Annotated in this window: 24 protein-coding genes and 1 pseudogene; 10 read left to right on the top strand and 15 right to left on the bottom strand. The window is 69.6% G+C overall.

Annotated elements, in window-relative coordinates:
• The first annotated feature begins 19 nt into the window (after window positions 1-19).
• Window positions 20-445, top strand: coding sequence for a PaaI family thioesterase (locus HNQ70_RS10655; protein ID WP_183967250.1), 426 nt, complete (start codon window positions 20-22; stop codon window positions 443-445).
• A gap of 82 nt (window positions 446-527) precedes the next feature.
• Here the strand turns inward: HNQ70_RS10655 and HNQ70_RS20205 are convergent.
• From HNQ70_RS20205 to groES, 3 genes and pseudogenes are all read right to left on the bottom strand, one after another.
• Window positions 528-1940, bottom strand: a pseudogene (locus HNQ70_RS20205) (ABC transporter substrate-binding protein).
• Window positions 1941-2030: 90 nt separating this feature from the next.
• Window positions 2031-3674, bottom strand: coding sequence for a chaperonin GroEL (gene groL / locus HNQ70_RS10665; RefSeq protein WP_183967252.1), 1644 nt, complete (start codon window positions 3672-3674; stop codon window positions 2031-2033).
• 53 nt (window positions 3675-3727) lie between these two features.
• The gene (groES, locus tag HNQ70_RS10670) at window positions 3728-4018 is read right to left on the bottom strand and encodes a co-chaperone GroES (protein WP_183967254.1); all 291 of its coding nucleotides are present in this window, start codon (window positions 4016-4018) and stop codon (window positions 3728-3730) included.
• Window positions 4019-4226: 208 nt separating this feature from the next.
• On the opposite strand from groES, the gene HNQ70_RS10675 reads away from it, so the two are divergent.
• Window positions 4227-4805 carry an NnrU family protein gene (locus tag HNQ70_RS10675; protein WP_183967256.1) on the top strand — a complete coding sequence of 193 codons (579 nt, stop codon included), beginning with the start codon at window positions 4227-4229 and terminating at the stop codon, window positions 4803-4805.
• A gap of 38 nt (window positions 4806-4843) precedes the next feature.
• Here the strand turns inward: HNQ70_RS10675 and HNQ70_RS10680 are convergent, their stop codons facing one another.
• The gene (locus tag HNQ70_RS10680) at window positions 4844-5302 is read right to left on the bottom strand and encodes a YaiI/YqxD family protein (protein ID WP_183967258.1); all 459 of its coding nucleotides are present in this window, start codon (window positions 5300-5302) and stop codon (window positions 4844-4846) included.
• A 118-nt stretch (window positions 5303-5420) separates the two neighbouring features.
• On the opposite strand from HNQ70_RS10680, the gene HNQ70_RS10685 reads away from it, so the two are divergent.
• A complete protein-coding gene (locus HNQ70_RS10685) occupies window positions 5421-5885 on the top strand; it encodes a PaaI family thioesterase (RefSeq protein ID WP_183967260.1) in 465 nt (154 codons plus the stop codon).
• 16 nt (window positions 5886-5901) lie between these two features.
• On the opposite strand, the gene HNQ70_RS10690 is transcribed toward HNQ70_RS10685, so the two are convergent.
• The 5 genes from HNQ70_RS10690 to HNQ70_RS10710 form a co-directional block, all read right to left on the bottom strand.
• Complete coding sequence (locus HNQ70_RS10690) at window positions 5902-7038, bottom strand: DUF1615 domain-containing protein (protein ID WP_281381608.1); 1137 nt, start codon at window positions 7036-7038, stop codon at window positions 5902-5904.
• A 95-nt stretch (window positions 7039-7133) separates the two neighbouring features.
• Entirely contained in the window at window positions 7134-8780 is a 1647-nt protein-coding gene (locus tag HNQ70_RS10695; RefSeq protein ID WP_246434904.1) for a long-chain-fatty-acid--CoA ligase, read from the bottom strand.
• Window positions 8781-8842: 62 nt separating this feature from the next.
• Entirely contained in the window at window positions 8843-9250 is a 408-nt protein-coding gene (locus HNQ70_RS10700) for a MaoC family dehydratase (RefSeq protein ID WP_183967262.1), read from the bottom strand.
• Window positions 9251-9252: 2 nt separating this feature from the next.
• Window positions 9253-9651 carry a hypothetical protein gene (locus HNQ70_RS10705; RefSeq protein ID WP_183967264.1) on the bottom strand — a complete coding sequence of 133 codons (399 nt, stop codon included), beginning with the start codon at window positions 9649-9651 and terminating at the stop codon, window positions 9253-9255.
• Window positions 9648-10067 carry a Zn-ribbon domain-containing OB-fold protein gene (locus HNQ70_RS10710; RefSeq protein ID WP_183967266.1) on the bottom strand — a complete coding sequence of 140 codons (420 nt, stop codon included), beginning with the start codon at window positions 10065-10067 and terminating at the stop codon, window positions 9648-9650. The genes HNQ70_RS10705 and HNQ70_RS10710 overlap by 4 nt, the downstream gene beginning before the upstream one ends.
• Before the next feature lie 43 nt (window positions 10068-10110).
• Between HNQ70_RS10710 and HNQ70_RS10715 the strand changes: the two genes are divergently transcribed.
• The 3 genes from HNQ70_RS10715 to HNQ70_RS10725 all read left to right on the top strand — a co-directional run bounded on the left by HNQ70_RS10715 (window position 10111) and on the right by HNQ70_RS10725 (window position 13307).
• A complete protein-coding gene (locus HNQ70_RS10715; protein WP_183967268.1) occupies window positions 10111-10926 on the top strand; it encodes an IclR family transcriptional regulator in 816 nt (271 codons plus the stop codon).
• Window positions 10927-10930: 4 nt separating this feature from the next.
• Window positions 10931-12079 (top strand): acyl-CoA dehydrogenase family protein, encoded by a 1149-nt coding sequence (locus HNQ70_RS10720; protein ID WP_183967270.1) that lies wholly within the window; start codon window positions 10931-10933, stop codon window positions 12077-12079.
• A 76-nt stretch (window positions 12080-12155) separates the two neighbouring features.
• On the top strand, window positions 12156-13307 hold the full coding sequence (locus tag HNQ70_RS10725) for a thiolase family protein (RefSeq protein ID WP_183967272.1): 1152 nt from the start codon (window positions 12156-12158) through the stop codon (window positions 13305-13307).
• Between the two features lie 70 nt (window positions 13308-13377).
• Here the strand turns inward: HNQ70_RS10725 and HNQ70_RS10730 are convergent, their stop codons facing one another.
• From HNQ70_RS10730 to msrB, 3 genes are all read right to left on the bottom strand, one after another.
• Complete coding sequence (locus tag HNQ70_RS10730; RefSeq protein ID WP_183967274.1) at window positions 13378-14562, bottom strand: phosphoglycerate dehydrogenase; 1185 nt, start codon at window positions 14560-14562, stop codon at window positions 13378-13380.
• An 85-nt stretch (window positions 14563-14647) separates the two neighbouring features.
• Window positions 14648-15730: a 3-phosphoserine/phosphohydroxythreonine transaminase gene (gene serC, locus HNQ70_RS10735; RefSeq protein ID WP_183967276.1), complete on the bottom strand. Its 1083-nt coding sequence runs from the start codon at window positions 15728-15730 to the stop codon at window positions 14648-14650.
• Between the two features lie 69 nt (window positions 15731-15799).
• Complete coding sequence (msrB, locus tag HNQ70_RS10740) at window positions 15800-16228, bottom strand: peptide-methionine (R)-S-oxide reductase MsrB (RefSeq protein WP_246434905.1); 429 nt, start codon at window positions 16226-16228, stop codon at window positions 15800-15802.
• 159 nt (window positions 16229-16387) lie between these two features.
• On the opposite strand from msrB, the gene HNQ70_RS10745 reads away from it, so the two are divergent.
• Window positions 16388-17557, top strand: coding sequence for an iron-containing alcohol dehydrogenase (locus HNQ70_RS10745; RefSeq protein WP_183967280.1), 1170 nt, complete (start codon window positions 16388-16390; stop codon window positions 17555-17557).
• 128 nt (window positions 17558-17685) lie between these two features.
• On the top strand, window positions 17686-18129 hold the full coding sequence (locus HNQ70_RS10750; RefSeq protein ID WP_183967282.1) for a universal stress protein: 444 nt from the start codon (window positions 17686-17688) through the stop codon (window positions 18127-18129).
• Between the two features lie 102 nt (window positions 18130-18231).
• Here the strand turns inward: HNQ70_RS10750 and hemN are convergent, their stop codons facing one another.
• Complete coding sequence (hemN, locus tag HNQ70_RS10755) at window positions 18232-19620, bottom strand: oxygen-independent coproporphyrinogen III oxidase (protein WP_183967284.1); 1389 nt, start codon at window positions 19618-19620, stop codon at window positions 18232-18234.
• 118 nt (window positions 19621-19738) lie between these two features.
• Window positions 19739-20509 (bottom strand): glucose 1-dehydrogenase, encoded by a 771-nt coding sequence (locus HNQ70_RS10760; protein WP_183967987.1) that lies wholly within the window; start codon window positions 20507-20509, stop codon window positions 19739-19741.
• Between the two features lie 155 nt (window positions 20510-20664).
• Here HNQ70_RS10760 and dacB point away from each other — a divergent pair, with 155 nt between their 5' ends.
• Window positions 20665-22107 (top strand): D-alanyl-D-alanine carboxypeptidase/D-alanyl-D-alanine endopeptidase, encoded by a 1443-nt coding sequence (dacB, locus tag HNQ70_RS10765; protein ID WP_183967286.1) that lies wholly within the window; start codon window positions 20665-20667, stop codon window positions 22105-22107.
• A complete protein-coding gene (locus HNQ70_RS10770) occupies window positions 22094-23359 on the top strand; it encodes a VanZ family protein (protein ID WP_183967288.1) in 1266 nt (421 codons plus the stop codon). The genes dacB and HNQ70_RS10770 overlap by 14 nt, the downstream gene beginning before the upstream one ends.
• Here HNQ70_RS10770 and HNQ70_RS10775 read toward each other — a convergent pair.
• Window positions 23316-24872 carry a UbiD family decarboxylase gene (locus tag HNQ70_RS10775; RefSeq protein WP_183967290.1) on the bottom strand — a complete coding sequence of 519 codons (1557 nt, stop codon included), beginning with the start codon at window positions 24870-24872 and terminating at the stop codon, window positions 23316-23318. The genes HNQ70_RS10770 and HNQ70_RS10775 overlap by 44 nt on opposite strands.
• Window positions 24873-24966 lie beyond the last annotated feature (94 nt).

Here is a 24966-nt window from a genome sequence, read left to right on the forward strand (position 1 = left end):
GGAACGAAGCGGGGAAATCATGAACGACGATCTAGAGGCCCGGATCCGGTCCGGCAAGGCGCTGCAGGAATCGATGGGCAACTTCCACGTGATCTCATGGGATGCGGCCAGCCGCACCCTGCACGCGGGCTTCACGGTGCGCCGCGAGTACTGCCACACCAACGGGACGATCGCCCAGGGCGGCTTCGTCACCGCCTGGCTCGATGCCGCGATGGCGCATGCGGTGCTGCACGACACCGAGTACAAGCAGAACATGGTCAGCCTCGAGATCAAGGTGAGCTTCCTCGAGCGCGTTGGCCCCGGCGAGGGAACGGTGCAGGGCAGGGTGCTCCGGCGCGGCAAGCGCGTGCTGTTCATGGAGGCCGACCTGTACAACCCGGACGGACAGCTGGCTGCGCAGGCCACCTCCACGGGCGTGCTGGTCCCGATGCCGCCAAGGGAATGACGTCGAGGGAACGAAAAAAGGGCCCGGTTCGACCGGGCCCTTGTTCATCGGCGCCGTCGCTGAGGACGGCGCTGCCCAGAGGTCAGACGAATTCCCAGGCCTTGCCGGTAAAGCGCTGGATCTTGATGTACTCGATCACCCGATAGTCGGTCGGGCTGGTGTTGATCAGGCTGCCCGGCAGCAGGGCTTCGTTGCGGTAGTCCTTCAGGCTGGCGGCCTGGCGCATGATGTTCTCGCGCGTGAGGTCGTCACCGCACTGCTTGAGCAGATGCTCGAGCGTCTGCGCGTAGGCGTAGCCCGAGATGTTCATCGAGTCCGCGGTGTTCGCGTCCGGCATGCGCTTCTTCATCCAGGCGAACCAGTCCTTGATGAAGGGGTCGTCCTTCCATTGCGGATCGGTGGGGTCCTTGATGAAGCCGCCGGTCTTCACGCCGACCGAGTTCTCCAGGCCCGCGGGCTGCAGCGTCGAGCCGATCTGCGCCGAGCCAAGGTGGATGTAGGTGTCCGGCTTCCAGCCCAGTTCGGCCACCTTGCGGATCGCCTGCGCCACCTGCTTGGAGTACGCGAACAGGAAGAGGGTGTCGGCGCCGGTGGCCTTCAGCGAGACCAGCTGCGAGTCCACGGTCGGGTCGGTCGGCTGGTAGCTGAGCGCGCTCAGGATCGTGTTCGCCTTGGCGCCCAGGCCCTCCTTGAGACCTTCGAGCATTTCCTAGCCGAAGTCGTCGTCCTGGAACAGCACCGCGATCTTCGCGTTCGGGTGGTTGGCCTGCAGGTGCTTGGCGTAGGTGCTCGCCTCCCACTTCAGCGTCGGCTGCCAGCCCATCGACCAGGGGAAGTTCTTCGGATCGGCGAACTGCTCGGAGCCGGCGGCGTTGAACAGGTGCGGAATCTTCTTCTGGTTCACGTACGGCCGGATCGCCTTGTTCAGGGGCGTGCCCAGCACGTTGAAGATGAAGGAGACCTCGTCCTGCTCGACCAGCCGGCGGATGTTCTCCACCACCTTGGCCGGATTGTAGCCATCGTCGAGGCTGATCAGGTTGATCTTGCGCCCGTTGATGCCGCCCTTCTCCTCGTTGAGCCACTTGAAGTAGGCGGCTTCGGCGCGGCCGATCTGGCCATAGGCGGAAGCCGGGCCGCTGTAGGGCAGCGACTGGCCGATCTTGATCTCGGTGTCGGTAACCCCGGGGCCGTATTTCTTCTGGGCGCGGGCGGTGAGGGGCAGGGCGCTTGCTGCGGCCGCGGCCAGCGGGCCGAGCACGATCGAGCGGCGGGTGCTGTTGGTCAATTCTGTCTCCTCGGTGGAATCGTTCTGTGTTCCCGGCGGCAGCCTGTGCGCGGCGCGGCGGCTACGCCGTGGACCAGTCGATTTATACGCCTGCGCGCGGTCGCCCGGTGGATGATCGCGTGCCAGCGTGTTCCGAATGTTCGGGTTTGGATCCGCCGCTGCATCCGCGGGATGCGGCGCGGCGGCGGAATGAAAAAAGGGCCCGCGCATCGCGGGCCCTTTTGTGCTGCGTTGCCGCTGACTGCGCGGCTGCGGCTCCGGCGTCGAACCGCCTCGCGGCGGTCCGAGCGCGGCCGCGAATTACATCCCCATGCCGCCCATTCCGCCCATGCCGCCCATGTCGGGCATGCCACCACCCGCCGGCTTGTCTTCCGGCAGTTCGGCGATCATCGCATCGGTGGTCAGCATCAGGCCGGCGACCGACGAGGCGTTCTGCAGCGCGGTGCGGGTCACCTTGGTGGGATCGACCACGCCCATGTCGACCAGGTCGCCGTAGGTGGCGTCGGCCGCGTTGTAGCCGAAGTTGCCCTTGCCCTCGAGGACCTTGGCAACGACCACGCTCGGCTCGTCGCCGGCGTTGGAGACGATGGCGCGCAGCGGCTCTTCGATCGCACGCAGCACGATCTTGATGCCGGCTTCCTGGTCGGGGTTGTCACCCTTGACCTGGACGGCCGCACGGGCGCGCAGCAGCGCGACACCGCCGCCGGCCACGATGCCCTCTTCGACCGCGGCACGGGTGGCGTGCAGCGCGTCTTCGACGCGGGCCTTCTTCTCCTTCATCTCGACTTCGGTGGCGGCACCGACGCGGATGACGGCCACGCCGCCGGCCAGCTTGGCGACGCGCTCCTGCAGCTTCTCACGGTCGTAGTCGCTGGTGGCTTCCTCGATCTGGGCGCGGATGGCCTTGACCCGGGCTTCGATGGTGGCGGCTTCGCCGGCGCCGTCGATGATCGTGGTGTTTTCCTTGCCGATCTCGATGCGCTTGGCGCGGCCCAGCTCGGCCAGGCTGGCCTTCTCGAGCGTCATGCCGGTTTCTTCGGCGATGACGGTGCCCCCGGTCAGGATGGCCATGTCCTCGAGCATCGCCTTGCGACGGTCGCCGAAGCCCGGGGCCTTGACGGCAACGGTCTTCAGGATGCCGCGGATGTTGTTGACCACCAGGGTGGCCAGCGCTTCGCCTTCGACTTCCTCGGCGACGATCAGCAGCGGACGGCCGGCCTTGGCAACCTGCTCGAGCACCGGCAGCAGGTCACGGATGTTGGAGATCTTCTTGTCGTGCAGCAGGACGAACGGGTCCTCCAGCACGGCGATCTGCTTGTCCGGGTTGTTGATGAAGTAGGGCGACAGGTAGCCGCGGTCGAACTGCATGCCCTCGACGACGTCGAGCTCATTGTTCAGCGACTTGCCGTCTTCGACGGTGATGACGCCTTCCTTGCCGACCTGCTCCATCGCGGAGGCGATGATCTCGCCGATCTCGGCATCCGAGTTGGCGGAGATCGAGCCGACCTGGGCGATTTCCTTGGTCGTGGTGCAGGGCTTGCTGATCTTCTTGAGCTCTTCGATCAGGCCGGTGACGGCCTTGTCGATGCCGCGCTTGAGGTCCATCGGGTTCATGCCGGCGGCGACGTACTTCATGCCTTCGCGGACGATCGCCTGGGCCAGCACGGTGGCGGTGGTGGTGCCGTCACCGGCGTTGTCCGAGGTCTTGGAAGCGACCTCCTTGACCATCTGGGCGCCCATGTTCTGGAACTTGTCCTTGAGCTCGATCTCCTTGGCGACCGAGACACCGTCCTTGGTGACGGTGGGGGCGCCGTAGCTGCGCTCGAGCACGACGTTGCGGCCCTTCGGGCCAAGCGTGACCTTGACCGCGTCGGCCAGGATGTTCACGCCGGCCACCATCTTGTGGCGGGCGTCGTCGTGGAACAGAACTTGTTTGGCTGCCATTGTTCAGACTCCTGAGTATTCGGGGATGTTCGGTGCGGGGGAGGGCGAAGGGCTCAGCCCTCGACGACCGCCATGATGTCTTCCTCGCGCATCACGAGGAGCTCGTCGCCATCGACCTTGACGCTCTGGCCGCTGTACTTGCCGAAGAGCACCTTGTCGCCGACCTTGACGCCCAGCGGGCGCACCTTGCCGTCGTCGCCGACCTTGCCGTTGCCCACCGCGAGGACTTCGCCCTGGTCGGGCTTTTCGGCGGCGTTTTCCGGGATCACGATGCCCGACGCGGTCTTGCGCTCGACGTCGAGGCGCTTGATGATCACGCGGTCGTGCAGGGGACGAAGTTTCATGAAGATTGCTCCTAAGCGTTTGAAGTCAAACGGTTTTGTCGAAAGAATCGGGGCCGCCGAAGCGGCCGGCGCAGGCATGCCCGCAGCGCCGTGTCGGCGCGGTTGCTAGCACTCAATGCCTGCGAGTGCTAATAGTAGTGCTTAGCAGCGCCGAATTCAAGCCGCGCGGTCGCGTAGGATGTGAGCGACTTGCAAAAAAGGAGCCTGGATGACCGTACTGGTCCTTGGCCTGCTGGTCTTTCTCGGCGCACATTCGGTGCGCATTCTCGCGGACGACTGGCGCGCGCGACGCATCGCCGTGATGGGTCCGGGAGCCTGGAAGGGCCTGTTCTCGGTGGTGTCGATCGTCGGTTTCGTGCTGATCGTCTGGGGCTACGGGCTCTCGCGGGCCGCGCCGGTCGATCTCTGGCACCCGCCGGTCTGGACACGGCATCTGGCTTCGCTGCTGAACCTGGCGGCCTTCGTGCTGCTGGCTGCGGCCTACGTGCCGCGCAACCGGATCAAGGCCTCGCTTGGCCATCCGATGGTGCTGGGCGTGAAGGCCTGGGCGCTGGCGCACCTGCTGTCCAACGGTCGCCTGGCCGACGTGATGCTGTTCGGCGCCTTCCTGCTGTGGGCGGTGTTCGACTACCGCGCGGCGCGCCGCCGCGACCGTGCCGGGCGCGCCCGTCGTGTGCCGGGAACGCTGGCCGGCGATGCCGTCGCCGTGGTGGCCGGTGCCCTCGCCTGGGGCGTGTTCGCGTTCTGGCTGCACGGCGCCTGGATCGGGGTGCGGCCCTTCGGCTGAGGTGGCGCGGGCAGCGCCAGTGTCGGTGAGCCTGGCGGTCAGCCCGGCGGGCGCGGCAGTCGGGAAAGCATCCGGTCGAGCTGCCGGGCGAAGGCCTTCTGGTCGCTGGCGGAGAACGGCGCAGGCCCTCCGCTGATCTCGCCGATCGAGCGCATTTCTTCGAGGAAATTGCGGCGCGCCAGGTGCTCGCCGATGTTGTCAGGCCCGTAGAGCTCGCCGCGCGGGTTCAGCGCCCGCGCGCCCGCCTCCACCACCGCGGCGGCCAGCGGGATGTCGGCGGTGACGACCAGGTCTCCTGCGCTGACACGGGCCTCGATCTCGCGGTCGGCGACGTCGAAGCCTCCGGCCACCTGCACCGAGCGGATCAGCGGAGAGGGCGGAGTGGCGAGCCAGCGGTTGGCCACCAGGGTGAGCGGTATGCCCACGCGCACCGCCGCGCGGAACAGGATTTCCTTGATGACCGCCGGACAGGCGTCGGCGTCGACCCAGATGTGCATGATTCCCGGATTCTATCGGTTGGCGCCCGGAACTCGCGGCGAGGCACTGCTGCGCGAAACGCTGGAAACGATCTGCAGCCGGCTGGACAGCGCCGATCGAGCGCGAGAGCATTTACCGATGACATCGACAGCCGACACCCTCGCCCCGCCCGCCGGCTTCAAGCCGGTCGTCTTCCAGTCCAACCCCTACCTCGATCTCGTCGGCCCCTTGCACGGCCGGATGGACGGCGAGGACTTCGTGCTCGGCTTCCAGGTCGAGCGCCGGCACTGCAATCCGGGTGGCACCTGCCATGGCGGCATGCTGATGACCCTGGCGGACATGCTGCTGCTGCTCGGCGCCAACGTGAAGTGCGACATCAAGCGCTACATGACCACGGTCAGCGTGACCAACGACTTCCTCGCGCCGGCGCCGGCGGGGAGCTGGCTGGAGGGCCGAGTGCAGATCCTGCGCACCACCCGCAGCCTGGTCTTCGTGCAGGGGACGATGTGCCTGGACGGTGCGCCGGTGCTGCGCACCAGCGGCATCCTCAAGCCGGTGGGCGAGGAAGACCCGCGCTTCGGGCGCCGCAGCCTGTTCGAGTGATCCAGGGGCGGCCGGCTCACTGCCATTGCGGGCCGGCACGCTCCATGCAGCGTCCGTAGCGCGCGTCCACCCGGGTGGCGAACCATTCGGTGGTCAGCTTGCGCGTGATCTTCGGGCTCTTGAGCACGATGCGCGGGATCACGGCACGAGGCGGCCGGCGGCCCTCGGCGCGCTCGGCAAGCTCGAACACCCGTCGGTAGAGGCTGCTGCGCTCGAAGCCGGCCTGCGTGCCCTGCTCCAGCGCGCTGCGGATCTCGGCGTCGCTGGCCTTCAGGCGGCCGCGCAGCGCGCGCACCGCGAGCTCGGTGCTGCCCGGGGTGTCCGAGCCATGCCGGACCAGGTCGCCGTCGAGGTCGAGCGGGATGCCGGAGGCGATGCTCACCGCGTTCTGGAAGCCCGCGTTGCGACTGGCCCAGCGGCCTGCGTTGAAGTCCGCGAAGCGGTAGAGCGGCCGATCGTAGTCCGCGGGGTAGTCGAGCAGGTGGGCGATGCCGAAATACAGGCCGCCGCGCCGCGTGAACACCTCGCTGCGGATCGAGCTGTCCACCGGGTAGGGATAGCTGCGCTGGCCCGCATGCGCTTCGGCAAAGTCGATGGCGACCTGCATCGGCCCTCCAGTGCGCACCGGGTTGAGCCCCGCGAACAGCCGGCCGCCGAGCGGAACCCGGTCGATCATGTCCTGGAAGGTCTCGCTAAGTTCGCGCTCGGTGCGGGCGCCGTCGATCCGCTCCGCGTAGCTGCGCCCGTCGCCCGAGGGCAGCTTCAGCGCGAGGCGCACCGCGAACATCGGCACGCCGACGCGCTCGGCCCGGCGCTCGATCTCGGTCCAGGCGATTTTCGCCAGGCCCGGCACCTGCGGGTCCGCGCGGTAGGAGGACTCCTGCTCCGTCACCGCCAGCACCGCGCACACGTTGCGCGGGCTTGGCTGGAGTTCCAACGCGGCGAGGGCGGCGTAGACGTCCGTCGCCCAGCCGGCGCGGTCGGGCACCGTGGCGGGAATCAGCGCTGCGATGCCGGCGCGGACTTCCGACGGCCGCGGCCGAGGCGTCTCCGGCACCGGCGTCTCGAGGGCGCAGCCGGCCAGCGCGCTCGCCAGGCACAGCGCCGCGAGCGCGAGGAAGCGGCGGGGCTGGCGCATTGGGAGGATGGGCATCCGTCAATCAACGGCCGGCCGGGCCGATCGGTGCACAGAGGCGGATGGCGCACCGTGCCCCCGAGGGGACAGGGCGGCCCGCCGGGGGTCGAAGCTCAGCGCAGCGCCGGCAGCACGTAATCCCTGAAGCGCTCGCGCAGGGTCAGCTTGTGCACCTTGCCGGTTCCGGTCATCGGCATCGCGTCGATGACGACGACGTCGTCCGGCATCCACCAGTCGGCGACCCTGCCCTTCAGGTAGGCGAGCATCTCCTCGGGCGTCACCTGATGGCCTTCGCGCGGCACGACGACCAGCAGCGGCCGCTCCTGCCACTTCGGGTGCGCCACGCCGATCACCGCCGCCTGCATCACAGCCGGGTGGCCGACGGCCATGTTCTCGATCTCGATCGAGCTGATCCATTCGCCGCCGGACTTGATGACGTCCTTGGAGCGATCGGTGAGCAGGATCTGGCCGTTGGGGGCGATGCTGGCGATGTCGCCGGTCTTCATCCAGCCCTGCTCGTCGACCGCCGCGCCGCCCTCGTTCTTGAAGTAGGCGCTCGCCGCCCAGGGCGCCCGGATGCGCAGGTGGCCGTGGGCCTTGCCGTCCTGCGGCAGCTCGCGGCCTTCGTCGTCCACCAGCCGGTACTCGACACCCCACATCGCGTTGCCCGACTTCATCCGGGCGTCGATGCGCTGCTCGAAGGGCAGCTCCGCGGTGCCAGGCGGCATCATCGCGCCGCTGCCGCCCAGGCTCTCGGTCATTCCCCAGGCCTGCATGATCTGCACGCCGTAGTCGCGCTCCATGGTTTCCATCAGCGAGCGCGGCACCGCTGATCCGCTGGACAGCGATGCGCGCAGCGTGCTGAAGCGCTTGCCGGAACGCTTGAGCCAGTCGGCGATGATCAGCCAGAAGGTGGGCACGCCGCAGGTGAGGGTGACGCGCTCGCCGTCGAGCAGCTCGTAGAGCTTGTCCGGTTCGTAGTTGCGTCCGGGAAGCACCAGCCTGCTGCCGGTCATCGGCGCCAGGTAGGGGAACTGCCAGGCGTTGCCATGGAACATCGGCGCCATCGGCATCAGCGTCTGGCGCGCGCCGTTGTCCGAGTTCATGGTGACGAAGCCGAGGTACAGCATCGTGACCAGCATCGCCGAGCGGTGGGAGTAAACGACGCCCTTGGGATTGCCGGTGGTGCCCGAGGTGTAGCAGATGGTGGACGCGCAGTTCTCGTCGAGCAGCGGCCAAGCGTATTCGGGCGCCGCCGCCGCGAGCAGGTCCTCGTAGCAGAGCAGATTCGGCAGCGTGGTGCTCGCCGGCATCTGTGCCCGGTCGCTCATCATCACGAAGGCCTCCACCGTGGTCAGTTGGGGCGCGATCGCCTCGGCCAGCGGCAAGGTCAGCGCATCGACGAACAGGAAGCGGTCCTCGGCGTGGTTGATGATGTAGACCAGCTGGTCCGGGAACAGCCGAGGGTTGATCGTGTGCAGCACCGCGCCGGTGCCGCTCACCCCGTAGAACATCTCGAAGTGCCGGTGGGTGTTCCAGGCCAGGCTGCCAACGCGCTCGCCCGGGTGCGCGCCGAGCGTGCCGGTGACCGCGTTGGCCAGCCGCTGAATGCGGGCGTAGGCGCGCCCGTAGTCGTAGCGGAACAGGTCGCCCTCGATCGTGCGCGAGACGATCTCGGTGGCGGCGTGGTACTTGGCGGCATGTCGGATCACCGACGAAATCGTCAGCGGCATGTCCATCATCAGGCCCTGCAGGCTCATCGGGACGGTCTCCTGGATTTCCTGGGTTGAGCAGCAGAGCCTGTTCCGCGCCCGCGCGCCAGTCAATCCGGGGCGCTACCGATCGCTTCCGGAACAGGCGCGGCGGGCAGGGTGGCGCTGCCTTCGATCACCGCGATGCCCTCCTGGTTGCGCACCCAGACATCGAACTCGCCGGGGCGCTCGGCGGATTCCGTCCCGCCGGCCTCGACCACGTCGCCCACGCGCACCGGCCTGACGAAGCGCACGTCGATCGCGCTGCGTGCGGCGACCGCCGCGCCGAAGGTGCTGGCGATGGCCTGCCAGACGAGGTTCAGCGACATGGTGCCGTGGGCGATCACGCCGCCCATCGGTGTGGTGGCCGCGAACACCGGGTCGACGTGCAGCGGGTTGAAATCGCCGGTGATCTCCGCGTAGGCGAGGATGGCCGGCATGTCCACGCTCAGGCGGACGGGTTGCAGCGTGCGCCTCATGCTCAGGCAGCCCAGATCAGGGTCATCCGCCCGGCGAACAGCGGGCGCCCTCCGTCCCCGGTGGCGCGGGCCTCGACCTCAACGTAGCGCCGCTCGCGGCGCAGCTCCTTGCCGGCACAGCTGAACGCGGTGGTCACGGATTCTCCGAGCCTGGGCGCGGCCGTCAGCGACAGGCTCTGGCGGGCGTGCACGTTGCCCGGCGGGCGCGGCGAGAGCGCCTGCATGTAGGCGCGCATCAGCAGCACGGAGGCGATCCCCGGCGGCAGCGCGTCGCCGGCCGGCGCGTCCCAGGGGTAGAGGGTGCGCCAGTTCCCGAGCATGCGCTCGTCGACGGCCTCGGTGTGGCCGCCCAGCGGGGCGCCCGGCTGGAAGCGGTCGAAGGTGAGCAGCGGCGGGCTCATCGGTCGAGCTCCGCCTGCGGCAGCATCGCCTCGCCATGCGGGCGGAACACGACGCGGACGCGGGCGCCGATCTCCACCTCTGCGGGCGGGCACCCGAGCATGTTCATCATCATCCGGAAGCCTTCGTCGAGGTCGACCAGCGCAATCGTGTACGGGACGTCGTCCTTGAAGGCAGCGGTGGGCGCGCGATGCACCACGGTGAAGGTGTGCACCGCGCCCCTGCCCGCCGACTGCCGCCACTGCGGCTCGCCCGCCTGGCAGTGCGCGCAGTGCCGGCGCGGTGGGAACTGGGTGCGTCCGCAGGCGCCGCAGTGCTGGTAGAGCAGCTCGCCGCGCGCGGCGCCGTCCCAGAACGGGGCGGTGTCGGCGTGGGCGACGGCAATCTGCGGCTTGAGCGGCTTGTCCGGGTCTGCCATCGGGTTCCCTCCGGGTCGTTCTTCCTGGAGAATAGCATTCGTCATGGAAAAAGATCAGGCCTGCCAGTCCGCAAGCCCCTGCGCGCGCCCGAAGCTGGTCGGGGCGCTGTCGGCGGGGCTGGCCATCCTGCGCCACCTGGGCGACCCCGACGCGCGCGCGGGCGTCAGCCGCATCGCCCGCGACCTGGGGCTGAACCCCAGCACCTGCTTCAACCTGCTGCGCACCTTGGTCCATGAGGGGATGGTGAGCTTCGATCCGGGGACCAAGACCTACGCGCTTGCGCTGGGCGTCGTCGAACTGGCCAAGGGCGCGCTGGAGCAGGCCTCGTACGCGCGCTTCATGCGCCCGCACCTGGAGGCGGTGTCGGCGCGCCACGGCGTCACGGCGACACTGTGGCAGCGCGCAGCGGCCGACCGGATGGTGCTGGTCGACCGATCAGAAAGTGACGCGACGATGAGGGTCCACATGCAGGTCGGCCAGCGGCTGCCCCTGTACGTGGCCGCGTTCGGACGCTGCATGGCGGCCCATTCGGGGCTCTCCCGGCAGGCGCTGCGCGAGGTGTTTCGAGGGCTGCGCTGGGAGCAGGCGCCGTCGTTCGAGGCCTGGCTGCGATCGGTGCGGCAGGCGCGCGACGGCGGCTATGCGGTGGACGCGGGCCACTTCGTGCGCGGCGCGACGACGGTTTCGTCGGTCGTGCTCGACGCGGCGGGCGCGCCGATCATGGCGCTGAGCGCGGTGGGCTTCGCGGCGCAGCTTGGCGCCGCGCAGGTGGCCGCGCTCGGCGAGGACCTTGCGGAACGCGCGGCCACGGTCGGCCGCGCCCTGGCCGGCCGCGGCGCCGGCGAACGAGGGAGGTGAGGCGATGGCACTGGATTTCCGCTTTTCAGCGGAGCACGAGGCGGTCAGGGACACGATCCGGCGCTTCTGCGCGGAGCAGATTGCGCCGCGGGTGGCGCGGGCCGAGGAGGACGAGGTGTTCCCGCGCGAGCTGTTCCCGATGTGGGGCGCGCTCGGGCTGCTGGGCGCGCGCTACCCCGAGGCCGACGGCGGCAGCGGCATGGACAAGGTTGCCGACTGCATCCTGCGCGAGGAGATGAGCGCGGTCTGCCAGGGCATCGCGTCGAGCTGGTCGGCGCATGCGCACCTGGGCACCTGGCCGATCTGGAAGACGGGCACCGAGGACCAGAAGGCGCGCTTCCTGCGCCCGGCACTCGCCGGCACGCTGATCGCGGGCTTCGGGCTGAGCGAGCCGGACGGCGGCTCGAACATCCGCGCGATGCGCACCCGCGCAACGAAGGTGGACGGCGGCTGGCGGCTCGACGGCAGCAAGATGTACATAACCAACGCCCCGATCGCCGACTACCTGCTGGTGGCTGCGCGTACCAGCCCGGAGCTGACGCCCGAGGCGATCAGCCTGTTCATCGTCGAACTGCCGAATCCCGGCTTCGTGATCACGAAGCTGAGGAAGGAGGGGATCCGCTGCTCGGAGACCGGGCTGATCCATATCGAGAACGCCTTCGTCCCCGACGACTGCCTGCTCGGCGGGCGCACCGGAACCTATCCGCTGATCCTCGAGTCGCTCAGCGAGAACCGGGTCGGCGTGGCGGCCAATGCGCTCGGCATGGCGCGCGGCGCCTTCGACGCTGCCCGCGGCTACGCGGCGGAGCGGCTGGTGGCGGGCAAGCGCATCGGCGACTACCAGGCGATCGCGCACAAGCTCGCCGACATGGCCGCCGACATCGAGGCGGCCAGGTGGCTGGTCTACCACGGCGCCTGGAAGGTGGACCAGGGCGAGCTGGACACGGCGCTCGCCTCCAAGGTGAAGCTGGTTGCCAGCGAGACCGCGCTGCGGGTCAGCGAGAACGCGATCCGGATCCTGGGCGGCGCCGGCATCATGCGCGAGTACCCGGTGGGGCGCATCCACCGCGACGCCTTCGTCTACGTGATCGGCGAGGGCACCAGCGAGATCCAGCGCAACCTGATCGCACGTTCGCTCGGGTTCAAGCCATGAGCGCCGGTCGGGCGGCCGCGCACCTCCGGGACGCGCGCGCCATATGCGCGAAGAGAGTCAAGGAAAGGACAGCACGATGAGCATGGGCGCGGGCATCACCGGGGTCTTCGACACACGGGTCGGCGAGTTGCGCGGCTCGACCTGCATGGGGCTGCAGTACGAAGCCGCCGCCGGCGCGCTCGCCGACGCGGGACTCGCGGCGGCGCAGGTCGACGGCGTGCTCTGCGCCTACTCCTTCACCGAGCCGCACCTGATGCCGGCGTCGGTGTTCTGCGAGTACGCGGGCATCCACCCGGACGTCTGCTATTCGATCCAGGCCGGCGGGGCGACGGCCTGCATCATGGTGATGCAGGCGGCGGCGCTGGTCGCCAGCGGCCAGTGCCGCCACGTGCTGTGCGTGACCGGCGACAACCGGCTCACCGGCATGTCGCGCGACGGCGCGGTGGCTGCGCTGTCCGAGGTGGGGCATCCGCAGTTCGAGCGCCCCTACGGGATCAGCGTGCCGGCCTCCTACGCGCTGGTGGCGCGGCGCTACATGCACGAATACGGCGTGACCGGCGAGCAGCTCGCCGCGATCGCGGTCGAGCACCGGCGCCACGCCGGGCTGCACCCGAACGCGCACAAGCGCGATCCGATCACGGTGGAGGACGTGATGCGCTCGCGCCCGATCAGCACGCCGCTGCGCATGCTCGACTGTTGCCTGATCTCCGACGGCGCCGCCGCGGTGGTGGTCAGCGCGCCGGATGCGATCGGCGAGACCCGCGCGAGCGGCATCGGGATCCTCGGCGCCGGACAGGGCCACACCCACGAGCACATCGTCGCAGCGCCCTCGCTCACCGACTTCGGCTGCAAGCAGTCCTCGCGGATCGCCTTCGAACGCGCCGGCGTGCGGCCGGCGGACATCGACGTCGCCGAGATCTACGACTCGTTCACGATCACGCTGCTGGTGGAGCTGGAGTCGATCGGCTTCTTCGGCCGGGGCGAGGCGGGAGCTGCGGCCGCCGCGGGGGAGCTGGGCCTGCGGGGCAGGCTGCCGTGCAACACGCACGGAGGGCTGCTCTCCTACGGACACTCGGGCGCCGCGGGCGGCATGTTCCACGTCGTCGAGGGGGTGCGCCAGCTGCGTGGCGAGGCGCAGGCCCGCCAGGTGCCGGATGCCCGCCTTGCCTTCGTGCACGGCGACGGCGGCATCCTGTCGGCGCATTGCTCGCTGGTGCTGGGCCGCTGAGCGGGGCGTTCCGGCGCGGGCAGGCGCGGCCGGCGTGTCAGCGGCGCCCGCGCGCGCCGCGCGCCTGCGCTCAGTCCCGCGCCGGCAGGTAGCGCACGCTGAGCACGCCGTCGATGCGCTTGATCGAGCGCACCACCTCGTCCGGCACCGCGCTGTCGACGTCCACCAGCGTGTACGCCATCTCGCCGCGCGACTTGTTCAGCATGTTGTGGATGTTCAGCCCGGCGGCGGCCATCGCGGTGGAGATCTGGCCCAGCATGTTGGGCACGTTCGCGTTGGCGATCGCGATGCGGTAGCCCGACTCGCGCGGCGAGACCGCGTCGGGGAAGTTGACCGAGTTGCGCACGTTGCCGCTCTCGAGGTAGTCGCGCAGCTGGTCGGCGACCATCACCGCGCAGTTCTCCTCGGCCTCCCGGGTGGACGCGCCCAGGTGGGGCAGGGCGATGACGTGGCGATGGCCGTTGATCGCCGGGCCGGGGAAGTCGCAGACATACTGGCGCAGCCGGCCGGAGTCGAGCGCTGCCAGCGTCGCGGCCTCGTCGACCACGCCCTCGCGCGAGAAGTTCAGCAGCACCGCGCCGTGGCGCGCATGCTCGAACGCGGCGGCGTCGATGAGGTGCCGGGTGGCCGGCACGAGCGGCACGTGAAGCGAGACGAAGTGCGAAGCCCGCAGCAGCTCGGGAACGGAGTTCGCGCGCTTGACCTGGGCGGGCAGGCTCCAGGCGGCGTCCACGGTGATCTCCGGGTCGTAGCCGACCACGTGCATGCCCATCCGGATCGCCGCGTCGGCCACCAGGCAGCCGATCTTGCCCAGGCCGATCACGCCCAGCGTGTGGCCGGCGAGCTCGAAGCCCGCGAAGGACTTCTTGCCGTCCTCCACCTGCTTGTCCATGTCCGGCGCCTGCGGGTCGAGGGCATCGACGAAGCGCAGCGCGGCAGGCAGGTTGCGCGCCGCCAGCAGCATGCCCGCGATCACCAGCTCCTTGACCGCGTTGGCGTTCGCGCCCGGGGCGTTGAACACCGGCACGCCGCGCTCGCTCATTGCGGCCACCGGGATGTTGTTGGTGCCCGCGCCGGCGCGGCCGATCGCCATCACGCTGGACGGGATGTCCATGCCGTGCATGTCCGCCGAGCGCACCAGCACCGCATCGGGCTCGGCGATGTCCTTGCCGGTTTCGTAGATCTCGGCGGGCAGCCGCTTCAGGCCGCTGGCGGAGATCTGGTTGAGGACGAGGACGCGGAAAGGACGGGCCATGTGCGCTCCGATGCTCGAGGCTTTGGGGGGCGAAGGGAAGGGGACCGCCCCCCGGACCGGCCGCGGGGCGGCGCAGGGGACAGGGTCAGCCGCGCTGCTTTTCGAAGTCGCGCATGTAGTCGACCAGCGCGCGCACGCCCTCGATGGGCATCGCGTTGTAGATCGACGCGCGCATGCCGCCGACCGAGCGGTGGCCCTTGAGCTGCAGCAGATTGCGGGCCTTGGCGCCGGCCAGGAAGTCGTCGTCGAGCGCCGCGTCCTTCAGCGTGAAGGGGACGTTCATTCGCGAGCGGTCGGCCTTGTCGACCGGGTTGGCGTAGAAGCCGGTGGCATCGAGATAGTCGTAGAGCAGCGAGGATTTCTCGATGTTGCGCTTCTCGATGGCGGCGATGCCGCCCTGTCGCTTGAGCCACTGGAACACGAGGCCGGCGATGTAGATCGAGTAGGTCGGCGGCGTGTTCAGCATCGAATCGTTGTCGGCCTGCTGCTTGAAATCGAGCATCGTCGGCGTGCCGGACGGGGCATGGCCGATCAGGTCCTCGCGGACGATCACGATGGTCAGGCCGGCCGGCCCGATGTTCTTCTGCGCGCCGCCGTAGATCAGCCCGTACTTCGAGACGTCGACCGGGCGGGACAGGAAGGTCGACGACACGTCGGCCACCAGCGGAACCTCGCCGGTCTCCGGCTCCCAGTTGAATTCGACGCCGCCAATGGTCTCGTTCATGCAGACGTGCACGTACGCAGCCTGGGGGTCGAGCTTCCAGGTGGACCGGGCGGGCACGTAGGTGAAATTGCGGTCTTCGGCGCTGGCCGCGATGTTGACCTTGCCGAAGAGCTTGGCTTCCTTGATCGCCTTCTTGGACCACTCGCCAGTGTGGACGTAGTCGGCCGACGCCTTGCCGCGCAGCAGGTTCATCGGGATGGCGGCGAACTGCATCGTGGCGCCGCCCTGCAGGAACAGCACCTTGTAGTTCGACGGAATGCCCATCAGCTCGCGCAGGTCGGCCTCGGCCTGCGCGTGGATGCCCATGTACTCCTTGCCGCGGTGGCTCATCTCCATCACGGACTGGCCGGAGCCCCTCCAGTCGAGCATCTCGGCGGCCGCCTGCTGGAGGACTTCCTCGGGAAGCACGGCCGGGCCCGCGCTGAAGTTGAAGATCTGACGCATCCTGGACTCCTTGGTCGAGGGCCGGAATCTTATCGCAAGGCGGCCCGCGGCCCGGTCCGATCGCCTGGCTCAGTCGGGGACGAAGGCCAGCGCCAGGCCGTTGTTGCAGTAACGCAGCCCGGTCGGCTCCGGGCCGTCCTGGAACACGTGGCCGTGATGGCCACCGCAGCGCGTGCAGTGGTACTCGACCCGCGGCACGAGCAGCAGGTGGTCGACCTTGGTTTCGAAAGTGCCGGGCAGCGCCTTGGAGAAGCTCGGCCAGCCGCAGCCCGCGTCGAACTTGGCGTCCGAGCGGAACAGCGCCTGCCCGCAGCCGGCGCAGACGTAGGTTCCGGGGCGGTGCTCGCCGTTGAGAGGGCTGGAATAGGGGCGCTCGGTGTCCTCGTGCCGCAGCACGCGGTAGGCCGCGTGGCCCAGCCGCGCAAGCCACTCGGCGTCGCTCTTCTCGACCTTCTCGACCTTCTCGATTTTCTCGACTTTTTCTTCCTGAGGATTCATCTGGAGCTCCGTTCTCGTTCGTTCTCGTTCGTACATCCCATTCTGCCCCGATCCGCCGGCCGCCGCCGGCGCGCTCGTGCAACAATGGCCGGAATTCCTGTGGCACTGGCAGGGCCTTCCCTGCGGGCCGGAAAACAACGGAACGAGGAGACCATCCGGATGCAGTCAGGCACCCACCCCTGGCTGGCGCAGCAGCGCGTCCACTACGGACGACCGGCGGCGCCGCTGGTGCTCGAAGAGGCGCAGCGCTGCGGCGCGCGCCGCGTGTTCGTGACCACCACCCGTTCGCTGACGCAGGGACGCCTCGTTGCAGCATGCATCGAGGCCCTGGGCGACGCCTTCGCCGGCAAGTTCGACGCCATCGCGGCGCACAGCCCGCGCGAGGCGGTCATCGAGGGCGCCCGCCGCATCCGCGACGCGCAGGCGGACCTGGTGGTCGCCATCGGCGGCGGCTCGGTGATCGACGCGACCAAGGTCATGCTCCAGGCAGTCTGGTATGGCGTCGACTCGGTCGAGGGGCTCGATGCCATCGTCGGCGGTGCGCATCGCGGCGGCGCGGATCCCGGCGCCTGGGACGCCGATCCGCAGTCGCTGCGGATGATCGCGGTGCCCACCACCTTCTCGGCCGCCGAATTCAGCAACGTGGCCGGCGTCACCGACGTGGCGCGCAGGCTCAAGCAGATGTACACCCACCCGCTGGCGGTGCCCCGCGCAGTGATCCTCGACCCGGCGGCCACACTGGACACCCCCGAGCGCCTGCTGCTGTCGACCGGCATGCGCTCGATGGATCATGCCGTCGAGCGCTGGTGCGCGATCCGGTCGCTGCCCTTCGGCGACGCGCTGTCGCTGCATGCGATGAAGATGCTCGCGGACGCGCTGCCGCGGGTCAAGGCGTCCCCGCAGGACCTGCAGGCCCGCTCCGACTGCCAGGTGGCGATGTGGCTGTCGCTGCTGCCGCAGAGCGCCGGGGTGCCGTTCGGCGCGAGCCACGGCATCGGCTACATCCTGGGCGGCGCCTACGGGGTTCCCCATGGCGAGACCTCCTGCGTGATGCTTGCATCGGTGCTCGAATGGAACGAGGCGGTGAACGCCGAGCGCCAGCTGGCGGTCGCGCAGGCGCTGGGCCGGCCGGGCGAGCGCGCGGGGCCGGCAATGCGGGAGTTCGTCCGCGGCCTCGGCCTGCCCTGGCGCCTGCGCGACGTGGGCATCGAGCGCGAGCGTCTCGCCGAGATCGCCGGCCGTTACGACGGCACCGGACCGATCGCGACCAACCCGCGCCGGGTCGGGTCGGCGGCGGACATCGTCGAGATCCTCGAACTCGCCTGGTGAGCCCCGCGGCCCCGGCGGCTGCGGAATGGACGAAAATCAATGCATGATCCGCGGCATATCGCGGACCATGACATGCAGACTGGCAGGCGGCCGGTGCCACCGGCCCGGAACACGACAGAGGAGACCCCATGTTCAGACGCATCCTGGTGCCCATCGACGGCTCCGAGCTCTCCACCGAGGCGCTGAAGTCGGCGATCCGGCTGGCCGAGGAGAACGGCGCCGCGATCATCGCGCTCAACGTCCAGCCGGTGTACCGGCCGCCAGTGGTGGCCGAAGTGCCCGTGGCGGACATCTACTCGCAGGAGGAGTACGAGTCGGGTGCGCTGCAGGTCGCGGACAAGGTGCTCGCAGACGCGAGCGCGCTCGCGGCTGCGGTGTCGGTGCCCTGCAAGACGGTCGCCCAGCTGGATGCGAGCCCCTGGGAGGCGATCATCCGGGTGGCCCGCGAAGAGGGCTGCGACCTGATCTTCATGGCCTCGCACGGCCGCAGGGGCGTGGCCGGCCTGCTGCTGGGCAGCGAAACCCAGAAAGTGCTCACCCACTGCAAGATCCCGGTGCTCGTGCATCGCTGATCGCGCCGGCCGGCCGCCGCCCGTGGGCGGAGCGGCCGGGCGGCGGGCCGGGCAGGCGGTGTGGAAACGCGGCGGCGGGCAGTTGCGGCCTGCCCGCCGGCTTCAGGCGATCTTGGAGTAGGTGCCCGCCGCGGGCGCGTGCTTCAGGTAGCGGTCGAAGGCCATCGCCACCGCGCGCACCAGCAGGCGGCCGCGCGGCAGCACCTCGATGCCGTCATCGAGGATCCGGATGGCGCCTGCATCGTGCATCGGCGCCAGTTCCGCGAGCGCGTCAGCGAAGTAGCCCGGCGCGGAGATCCGGTGGCGGGCCTCGATCTCCGGCCACCAGACCCGGAAGTTGCACATCAGCGACTGGATCACGTCGCGACGAAGGAAGTCGTCGTTGCCGAGCGCGATGCCGCGGATGATCGGCAGCTCGCCCTCTGCGATCCGGCGGTAGTAGGCGTCCAGCGATTTCTCGTTCTGCGCCTGCACCGAGCCCACGGCCGAGATCGATGACACGCCCAGCGCGATCAGGTCGCCGGAGTCGTGCGAGCAGTAGCCCTGGAAGTTGCGGTGCAGCCTGCCTTCGCGTTGCGCAACCGCCAGTTCGTCGTCGGCGCGCGCGAAGTGATCCAGGCCCAGGTAGGCATAGCCGGCCTCACGGAACATCGACACTGCCATGTCGAAGAGCCTGGCGCGGATCTCGGCCGAGGGCAGCTCTTCCTCGTTGATGCGCCGCTGCGGCTTGAAGAGCTGCGGCAGGTGCGCGTAGTGGTAGAGCGCTACCCGGTCGGGGTTGGCGTCGATGGTGAGCTCGAGGGTGCGCCGGAAGCCCTCGACGGTCTGCTTGGGGAGGCCGTAGATGAGGTCGACGTTGATTGACCTGAAGCCGGCGTTGCGCGAGGTCTCGATCAGCTCGCGCGTGTCCTCGTAGGACTGGATCCGGTTGACCGCCCGCTGCACCGCGGGGTCGAAGTCCTGGATGCCGAGGCTCACGCGGTTCAGGCCCAGGCCGCGCAGCGTCCACAGGCGCGCGGGCGTGACCGTGCGCGGATCGATCTCGATCGAGTACTCGCCGTCCTCGGAGAACTCGAAATGCCGGGAAATGGCATCGAAGATCTCAACGAACTCCTCGTCGAGCATGAAGGTGGGCGTGCCGCCGCCGAAGTGGAGGTGGCTGATCCGCTGGCCGCGCCCGGTCAGCAGCGTCACCAGCTCCATCTCGCGCTTGAGCGCCTGGATGTACTCGCCGGACTTGCCCTGCTGCTTGGTGCCGATCTTGTTGCAGCCGCAGTAGTAGCAGATGGTCCGGCAGAACGGAATGTGCAGGTAGAGGCCGAGCGGATCCTGCCGGCGGCCGGCGCGCTCGAGCAGCGCCTGCGTGTACTGGGCCGGGTCGAAGCCCGGGGTGAAGCGGTCGGCCGTCGGGTACGAGGTGTACCGGGGGCCGCGGCCGCCGAATCGCTCGATCAGGGTGGGGTCGAGCTCGATTTCGCCGAAGGCCTGCATTGGGTGGTTCCGTGTTCGTGACGCCGCGAGTGTCGGCGCGCATGCCTCGCGCGGCATTGAGAAAGGTCAATGACTTGGCCGGCGGGCCATCCTGCCGGCGGTTGCGGGCCGGGGCGCTTCAGTCGTCGACCGGCACTGTGTAGTTCAGCGCAAGCCGGCCGCCGTCCGGGTAGACGGTCTGGCCGGTCATGTAGGAGGCGTCGTCGCCGGCCAGGAAGACCGCGACCTTGGCGATCTCGTCGGGCTCTCCGAGCCGCTTCATCGGCGTTCTCGACAGCAGCTTGCGGCGGGCCGCATCCGAGCCCAGCACCGCCTTGCGCGCCAGCTCGGTGGCGATGGTGCCGGGGCCGATCGCGTTGACGCGGATGCCGTGCTCGGCGAGCGCCATCGCCATCACTTTCGTTAGCTGGTTGACGCCGCCCTTGGAGACGACATAGGGCACCTGGTCGGGGATGGCCAGCACCGCGTTCACGCTGGACATCAGCACTATCGCGCCGCCGTCGCCCTGCGCGACCATGCGGCGCGCGGCGGCCTGGCCGAACAGGAAGTAGGACTTCAGGTTCACTGCCAGCACCCGGTCGAAGTCGGTCTCCTCGAGCTCGAGGAAGGACGCGGCATGCACGATGCCGGCGTTCGCGAGCAGGATGTCCAGCCGGCCGAAACGCTCGACCGCCACCCGGACCGCTTCGTTCGCGACTGACTTGTCGGTCACGTCGCCGGCCAGGAAGAGGGCGCGCGCCCCCAGCTCCCCTGCCAGCCGCGCGCCCGCCTCGGCGTCGAGGTCGACGATCAGCACCCGCGCGCCTTCGTCGACGAAGCGCCTTGCGCAGGCCTCGCCGATCCCGTTCGCCCCTCCGGTGACGATCGCCACCTTGTCATTCAGCCGCACCTCGAGTCCCTCCCGGATCAACGGGCCACGCCTGCATGGCCCGACGCAAGGATAACGCCGCGCGTCACGCGGGCCCGCGCGACGCAAGATAGCGTCCCGCCTGGTGGTGGCGCGCAGGCCGCGCCGGGCAGGGCCGGCGGACTAGAATCCCGGCGATGCGTCAGATCATCGCCCTTGCTGTCTGCCTCGTCCTCTATTCCTTCGTGCCGGGTCCCGCTGCGGCCCAGGGCGCGGCCGCCGCGCCGCCGGCCGCCGCGCTTCTCGACGGCTGGCTGCAGGGCACCGGGATCGCGCCCAGCGACGTGGGGATCTACGCGGTGCCGGTCGACGGGGGGCCGCCGCTGCTGGCCCACGACTCGGGGCAGGCGTTCAACCCGGCTTCGACGATGAAGGTCCTGACCACGCTGGCGGCACTCTCCGTGCTGGGGCCGGAGCACCGCTGGCGCACCGGCGCGCACCTGCGCGGCGAACTGCGCGACGGGATCCTGCACGGCGACCTAGTGCTGCGCGGCGGCGGCGACCCGAAGCTTGTCATCGAGGACCTCAGCGCCTTCATCGAAGCGATGCGCCGTGCCGGCCTGCGCGAAATCCGCGGATCGCTGGTCATCGACGACTGGCGCTACGACGTCGGCCGCGACAGCGTCGAGCGTTTCGACCTGGATCTCTCCCAACCCTACAACGTTCTGCCGCACGCGATGCTGATGAATTTCAAGGCGACGCGGGTGGTGGTGCAGCCGGGGGCCGGTGGGGCGCAGATCGCGCTCGATCCGCCGCTGTCCGGGGTGCCGGTGGAGAACCACCTGAGGATCGCGCGCGGCGCCTGCCGCCACGGCGCGGCGGGCCTGACCGTGCGCGACGACGACACCGACCTGCGCGGCCCCCGGATCCGGGTGTCCGGCCCCTATTCGCCAGCCTGCGGCGAGCAGGGGATCTTCGTCTCGGTGCTGACCCACGAGCAGTTCATCGGCGCGCTGTTCCGCGCCGCCTGGCAGGCTGCTGGCGGCACCTGGGACGGCAGGGTGCGCGTCGAGGCGGGCGCGGCGCGTGGGGCGCCCTGGCTGGAGTGGGTGTCCCCCAGGACGCTGGCCGACGTGGTCCGCGACGTGAACAAGTTCAGCAACAACGTGATGGCGCGCCAGCTCTTCCTGGAACTCGCCGTGGCAAGCGGAGTGCGCCCAGCGACGGTGGCCGGGGCCCGCGCGGTGCTGGCGCGCTGGCTGGCGGCACAGGGGCTGGACCTTCCTGGCCTGTTCGTCGAGAACGGATCGGGACTGTCGCGCCGCGAGCGCGTCGGCGCGGCCGGCCTGGCGCGCGCGCTCCAGCACGCGGCTGCCGGCCCCTACGCTGACCTGCTGCGGAATTCGCTGCCGGTCGTCGGGGTCGACGGGACGATGAAGCGAAGACTCGTCGACGATCCGGTCGCCGGCCGCGCATGGATCAAGACCGGCAGCCTCGCCGACGTCCGGTCGATCGCAGGTTATGTGGATGCCGTCTCCGGCCGGCGGCACGCGGTGGTGTTCATCGTGAACGGGCCGCGCGCGACTGCGGCGCCGGCCGCGCAGGACCGCTTCCTGAGGTGGGTGCATGCCAACGGCTGAGCGGCCGGCGCGCGCCGGGCTGGTCGCCGCGGTGGTCGTCTACATGATCGGCCTCGCCTGGCTCTCGCTTTCCAGGGGAGGCGCGCCGGCGTGCGGCGCTTCCTGGCTGATGGAGAGCGGGGCCCTGTCCCGGGCCGATCTCGTGGTCAACGTCGTCGCCTACGTCCCGCTCGGCGCGCTGATCGCCGCCGGCGGGGCTCCCGGCGGGCAGGTGCGGCGGCGCATCCTCCTGGCCGCGGCGACCGGGGCGCTCCTATCGCTCGCGATAGAGACAATCCAGGTCTGCCTACCGGCCAGGACTTCCGCCTGGTCGGACCTCCTTGCCAACGCGTCCGGGGCTGCGATCGGCGCGATCTTCCCGGGGGTGGTGCTGCGGGCGCACCGTGCGGTCGAGGCGGGCGGGGTGCCCGGCCTGCCTGCCGGATCGACCGCGCCCCAGCCGCTGCTGGCGCTGGCCTTGCTGACGCTGTTCTTCTGGATCGGCGAGCGCAGCCTGCCCTGGGCGCTGACCCTGGACGTCGACCGGCTCCGCGCGAACCTCGCGTTCCTCAAGCCCGCTCTTGCGGGGATGCCGACGCTGGATCCCTGGCGCCTCGCGAGCCATGTGGCGGCGTGGCTGGTATTCGGGCTGGCGATCCGTGCCGGCCTGCAGTCCTGGGCGCCGGTGCTGCGGATCACCGCGATCGGGGTGTTCACCGTCCTGCTGCTCCAACTGCTGCTGGTCGTCCCGTCGCTGTCGCTGGAACAGCTCGTCGGGCTGGCGATCGCTGCGGTAGGCTGGATCCTGCTCCGCCTGCCCGCGATGTCGCGCTGTCTGCCGCTCGCTCTCTGCGCCGCCACCCTCGCCTGGGTCACGCTCTACGAGTTGCGGCAGGGCATGGGAGAGCTTGCCACGGGCTTCTCCTGGCTGCCGATCTTCGGGGCCGGAAACCCCCTGGGCGCGCTGCAACTCGGTCTGTATTTCTTCGCGGTCGCCCTTGCCTTCGCGCTTGCGCGCGCGTGGCAGTCGGCGCTGCGCCACCGCCAGCGGGCGCGACAGCCAGGGCGTCAGACCCCCCGCGGTGCCAGCCTCGCCGTGGCCGCGACGGTCGCCTGGATTGCGCTCCTGGAGGTCGCGCAGCTCTGGATCCCCGGGCGATCGCCTGACGTCTCGCCGCCGCTCCTGGTGGGGCTCGGCTGGATGATCGCGCTGGCGGTGCAGGCGCGGGTCAGAGCCCCAGTTCGCGCCACAGCGAGTCGATCCGGGTCTTGACCTGCGGGTCCATCGAGATCGCGCGGCCCCATTCGCGGCTGGTCTCGCCGGGCCACTTGTTGGTGGCGTCCAGCCCCATCTTCGATCCCAGCCCCGACACCGGTGAGGCGAAATCCAGGTAGTCGATCGGGGTGTTCTCGACCAGGGTGGTGTCGCGCGCCGGGTCCATGCGGGTGGTGATGGCCCAGATCACTTCCTTCCAGTCGCGGGGATCCACGTCGTCGTCGACCACGACGATGAATTTCGTGTACATGAACTGCCGCAGGAAGCTCCAGATGCCGAACATCACCCGCTTGGCGTGCCCCGGGTACTGCTTGCGGATCGACACCACCGCCATCCGGTAGGAGCAGCCCTCGGGCGGAAGGTGGAAGTCGACGATCTCGGGGAACTGCTTCTGCAGGATCGGGACGAACACCTCGTTGAGCGCCACGCCCAGCACCGCGGGCTCGTCCGGCGGCTTGCCGGTATAGGTGGAGTGGTAGATCGGGTCGCGCCGCATCGTGATGCGGTCGATCGAAAACACCGGGAACCAGTCCTGCTCGTTGTAGTAGCCGGTGTGGTCGCCGTAGGGCCCTTCCAGCGCCATCTCGAAGCCGGTGCGCGCCGCCGGCGGCAGTTCGCCCGTCCAGCCCAGGGCGGCGGCGTTGGCGCGGGTGGCGCTGCCGTCGGGATCGGGCCGGATGCTGCCTTCGAGAACGATCTCGGCGCGCGCCGGCACCCGCAGGTCGCTGCCGATGCATTTCACCAGTTCGGTCCGCGCGCCGCGCAGCAGCCCGGCGAACTGGTACTCGGACAGACTGTCGGGCACCGGCGTGACTGCGCCGAGGATGGTGGCGGGGTCTGCGCCCAGCGCGACCGCGATCGGGAAGGGCTTGTCCGGCGAGGCCTGCGCGTGCTCCCGGAAATCCAGCGCGCCGCCCCGGTGCGCGAGCCAGCGCATGATGGTCTTGTCCGGCGCGATCACCTGCTGCCGGTAAATGCCCAGGTTCTGCCGCGGCCGCGTCGGGCCGCGGGTGATGATCAGCCCCCAGGTGATCAGCGGCGCGGCGTCGCCGGGCCAGCAGGTCTGCACCGGCAGCTCCCCGAGATCGACCGCGCTGCCCTCCCGAACGATCTCCTGGCAGGGCCCCGAGGACAGCTCCTTTGGCGCCATGTTCAGCACCTGCTTGAGCACCGGCCACTTCTCCCATGCGTCGCGGAATCCCTTCGGGGGATCCGGCTCCTTCAGGTAGGCGAGCAGCCGGCCTACCTCACGCAGCGCCTCGGTCGATTCCTGGCCCATGCCGAGCGCGACGCGCCTGGGCGTTCCGAAGAGGTTGGCGAGCACTGGCATCCGGTACTCCCGGCCTGCGTCCGTCGGGCGCTCGAAAAGCAGCGCCGGTCCGCCGGTCCGCAGCACCCGGTCTGCGACCTCGGTCATCTCCAGCCGCGGGGACAGCGGGGTCGAGATGCTTTTGAGCTCACCAAGCGCACCGAGTTGGTGCATAAAGTCTCTCAGATCGGTGTATTTCATCGTCTGGCGCCAAGATCAGTGCAATATACTGCCGAATCCGTCGCTCATCCCCGTTGACCGACCGTTCGTCGGTACCTAGAATCCGCCGAAATTC

The organism is Quisquiliibacterium transsilvanicum (genome assembly GCF_014202215.1).
GTDB lineage: Bacteria > Pseudomonadota > Gammaproteobacteria > Burkholderiales > Burkholderiaceae_E > Quisquiliibacterium > Quisquiliibacterium transsilvanicum.